This window comes from Polaromonas sp. P1_E1_2, assembly GCF_056406035.1.
This window is the reverse complement of sequence record NZ_JBFUAZ010000407.1, coordinates 1-3,949: the sequence shown is the minus strand read 5'-3', so window position 1 is coordinate 3,949 and position 3,949 is coordinate 1. Positions and strand designations below refer to the sequence as shown.

The following is a 3,949-nucleotide window of genomic DNA, read 5'->3' as shown; positions in this document are numbered from 1 at the left end:
GCTCCTGGATGAACGATTGGGGGATGGCCATAACCGATTGTAGAAACAACAAGGCCCTGCGACGGCAGGGCCTTGTAATTCACGGGGTATCGGGCGGTTTAGTCACCCAGGACGAGCCCTTCACGCCGCGGATCGGCGCCGCCGAAGAAGCCCTCGGGTGTTCTCTGAATGGCTTGCAGGCCGCTGGTCATGGTTTGTTCGCGTACCTCGGCGCCGCGGCTTCGCAGCGCCTCGACGGTGGCCGGCGAGAAACGTTTTTCTTCCAGGATGCTCGGGCCGTTGAGTGAGGCGAAGTTGGGCAGGTCGATCGCCTGCTGGGCATTGAGGCCCCAGTTCAGCGTGCCGTAAAGCGTCTTGGCCGTGAAGTGAATGATCAGCGCACCGCCGGGGCTGCCGCCGCTCATGACGAGCTGGCCCGAGGTTTTGTCAAACACGAGCGTAGGCGCCATCGACGAGCGCGGGCGTTTGCCGGCCTGCACACGATTGGCCACGGGCTTGCCGTCGGCATCGGTCGGGGCAAAGCTGAAGTCGGTGAGTTCGTTGTTCAGCAAAAAGCCGCCAGCCTTGCCGGTGCCGCCATCGGTCATCAGGCGCGAACCGAACTGGTCTTCAATCGTCGTGGTCATGGCGATCGCGTTGCCGTAGCCGTCGATGATGCTGATGTGCGAGGTACCGTACTCGGGCTGGTCGGGCATGGGCGCATAGGCGGTGGTGACGGCGCCTGGAACGCCCGGTTTGGCGGTCTTCATGCTCGGGCCTGCGGGCTGGATCAGCTTGGCGCGCTCGCTGAGATAGGCCGGTGCGAGAAGGCTCATCCAGTTGCCGCCCGGCGGCTGCACGAAATCAGGGTCACCCAGGTATTGGCCGCGGTCGGCAAAGGCCAGGCGCGAAGCCTCGGTGTAGAGGTGCAGCCAGTCGGCCGAAGGTGTGGGCGACACCGTGCCGGGAACACCGCCGGTGCCGGCGACCAGGCCCAGGGTACTTGCCGGTGTGTTGTTCAGGATGCCGAGGATTTGCCCGACCGCAATCGCGCCCGAGCTGGGCGGTGGCATGCCGCAGAGGCGGTAGGCCTTGCCGGCCGCGCGGTAGTCCGAGCAGATCGGGTCGCGCTTTTTGGGCTGGTAGCCGGCCAGGTCGCCCAGGGCCAGCTTGCCGGGGTTGGTGGCGTGGCCCTGCACTTTGGTGACGATGGCTTGCGCGACTTTGCCTTCGAGCAGCGCGCTGGAGCCTTTGGCAGCGATCTGTCGCAGCACGTCGGCGAGCGCCGGGTTGCGCAAGACGGAGCCCACATCGACGGGGCTGCCGTCGGCCTTGTAGAAGTAGGCTGCGGCGGTGGCGTCCTTCTTCAGGTGCACTTCACTCTTGAGCAAGGTATTGAGCCGCGGGCTGACCTTGAAGCCGTTTTCTGCGAGCTGGATGGCCGGCACAAAGAGCTGGGCCCAAGGCAGGCGGCCGTATTGCTTGTGGGCCATCTCCAGCATGCGCACCGTGCCGGGCGTGCCGACGGAGCGGCCGCCCACCACGCCGTCGTAAAACGGCATCGGTTTGCCGTCGGCGCCGATAAACAGTTTTTCGTCCGCCGCTGCGGGCGCGGTTTCGCGGCCGTCAAAGGCCTCGACCTTGCCGCCATTGGCGTGCAGCAGGAAGGCGCCKCCGCCTATGCCGCTGGACTGCGGCTCCACCAGCGTGAGCACCATTTGCACGGCGATGGCCGCGTCGATGGCCGAACCACCGGCTTTGAGCACCTGGTAACCCGCATCGGTGGCCAGTGGGTTGGCGGCCGCCACCGCAAAGGTCTTCGTGGCCCAGCCCGGTTTAGGCGTGAAGCCGGATGAGCCCTCGGGCTGCATGTATTTGGTGCCGCGCGCGACTTCATCGGCGGGGACCTGGTAGTTGAACGCGGTGGGGCTGCTGGCGCAGGCGGCAAGCAGCATGGTGGCTGCCAGCGCCGGGAAGGCGTGTCTCATGCGATATCCTTGAATGTAGTTGTAGCTTGTGGCAGGACCCTGTGCCTGCGCTGTTGAATATATCGAGCGGCCCCGCGCCTCACAATGGCGTTTCAGAGAAATCACTCTTCCATGGAATTTGACAATCTCGATGCCTTGCGCGTGCTGCTTGCCACGGCGGAAACTGGCAGCCTTACAGCAGCGGGCAAGCGCTGCCGGCTGTCTACAGCGGCCGTCAGCGCGGCGATCAAGCGGCTGGAAACCTCGCTGGGTGTGCGTCTGTTCGAGCGCACCACACGCGCCGTGCGGCCCACGGCCGAAGGCGCGGTCATGGTTGACCATGCGCGCCGCGCCCTTGAGCTGGTGTCGGAAGGCCAGGCCAAAGTCCGCGCGGGCACTTTTGGCCTCACGGGCAGCATCCGCATCACCGCCACGGCCATGCTGGCTCGCGAGATGCTCGCTTACTGGCTGGCAGAGTTTGCCAACGCCCATCCCGGCATTGAAATCGACCTGCAGATCAGCGATGCGCGTGTGGACCTGGTGCGCGAGGGCATCGACATCGCCTTGCGCAATGGGCCGCTGATGGATTCGACCCATTCTGCGCGCCTGCTGGCGCCGGCGCGCCGGGTGGCTTGCGCGAGCCCTGACTACCTGGCGCGCCGCGGTGCGCCGCTCGAGCCTTGTGAACTAGCGCAGCACGACTGCTTGGTCTGCCATGTGCGCGAGCGAAGGCAGGATCAGTGGCAGTTCGAATTGCACGGAGAGGCCAGCGCGCCTTTTCAGGTGCGCGTGGCCGGGCCACTGGCCTGCAACGACGCATCCATTGCGTTGCAGTGGGCGCTGGAAGGGCGGGGCATCGTCTACCAGTCCGAGATCGACCTCATGGCCTCTTTGGCCGACGGCAAGCTGGTGCGCCTTTTCGCGGGTCACCTGGGTGAGCCGGCGCCGCTCTATGCTGTGGTGCCGAGCCGGCGCTATGTGCCGGCGCGCGTCAACGAGGTGATTGAGCGGCTTTCAGCGCTGCTGACCGAACGGCTGGCAGCGCTGCACCCGCCTGCGGCCTAGGCTCAACGCGGTGCGAGGCGGATCGCACCATCCAGGCGAATGACTTCACCATTGAGCATGTCGTTTTCAATGATGTGTTTGGCCAGGCGGGCATAGTCCTGCGGCGTGCCCAGGCGTGAAGGGAAGGGAACGCCCGCGGCCAGCGAGTCCTGCACTTCCTGCGGCATGCCAAAGAGCATGGGCGTGCCGAAAATGCCGGGCGCAATCGTCATGTTGCGGATGCCGTTGCGGGCCAGGTCGCGGGCGATCGGGAGGGTCATGCCGACGATGCCGCCCTTGGAGGCGCTGTAGGCCGCCTGGCCGATCTGGCCGTCGTAGGCTGCCACAGAGGCGGTGGAGATCAGCACACCGCGCTCGCCGGTGGCTTCCGGGTCGTTCTTGCACATGGCGTCGGCCGCCAGTCGGATCATGTTGAAGCTGCCCACCAGATTGACGGTGATGGTTTTGCTGAATGAGCCCAGGCTGTGCGCGCCGTTTTTGCCCACGGTTTTTTCGGCGGGCGCAATGCCGGCGCAGTTCACCAGGCCCATCAGCTTGCCCATGGCAACCGCCTTGGCCACCACGGTCTGGCCGTCGGCTTCCTGGCTCACGTCGCATTTGACGAAGGCGGCCTTGTCGGCACCCAGTTCCTTGGCAATGGCTTCGCCCTTGTCGGCCTGCATGTCGGCGATGACGACTTTGGCGCCGTTGGCCACCAGCATGCGTGCTGTGCCTTCACCCAGGCCCGATGCGCCGCCGGTGACGATAAATACTTTGCCTGCGATTTCCATGGTGGTTCCTTGATGAAGATGGAGGGATTTTGAAGAGCTTGCGTGAACGTTTTATGTGACGTTAACGTAAACGTCAATTATGGCGCATGAAAAGTACCCCCCGCGCTCGTTCACTTCGTGTGGTCGCTGCCCCCGAGGGACGCTTTTCATCTAGGGACGGCCCGGCGA

Annotated in this window: 3 protein-coding genes; 1 reads left to right on the top strand and 2 read right to left on the bottom strand. The window is 64.9% G+C overall.

Annotation, left to right across the window (positions count from 1 at the left end; genetic code table 11):
• Nucleotides 1–98: 98 nt before the first annotated feature.
• A complete protein-coding gene (gene ggt / locus AC1D1P_RS16755) occupies nucleotides 99–1,967 on the bottom strand; it encodes a gamma-glutamyltransferase (RefSeq protein ID WP_477673746.1) in 1,869 nt (622 codons plus the stop codon).
• 111 nt (nucleotides 1,968–2,078) lie between these two features.
• On the opposite strand from ggt, the gene AC1D1P_RS16750 reads away from it, so the two are divergent.
• Entirely contained in the window at nucleotides 2,079–3,011 is a 933-nt protein-coding gene (locus tag AC1D1P_RS16750) for a LysR family transcriptional regulator (RefSeq protein WP_477673745.1), read from the top strand.
• A gap of 2 nt (nucleotides 3,012–3,013) precedes the next feature.
• On the opposite strand, the gene AC1D1P_RS16745 is transcribed toward AC1D1P_RS16750, so the two are convergent.
• Nucleotides 3,014–3,781 carry a 3-hydroxyacyl-CoA dehydrogenase gene (locus AC1D1P_RS16745; protein ID WP_477673744.1) on the bottom strand — a complete coding sequence of 256 codons (768 nt, stop codon included), beginning with the start codon at nucleotides 3,779–3,781 and terminating at the stop codon, nucleotides 3,014–3,016.
• Between the last annotated feature and the right edge of the window lie 168 nt (nucleotides 3,782–3,949).

Bases quoted from the DNA above. Each gene is read 5' to 3' on its own strand.
- AC1D1P_RS16750 (WP_477673745.1), top strand. From the start codon at position 2,079: ATGGAATTTGACAATCTCGATGCCTTGCGCGTGCTGCTTGCCACGGCG.
- AC1D1P_RS16745 (WP_477673744.1), bottom strand. From the start codon at position 3,781: ATGGAAATCGCAGGCAAAGTATTTATCGTCACCGGCGGCGCATCGGGC.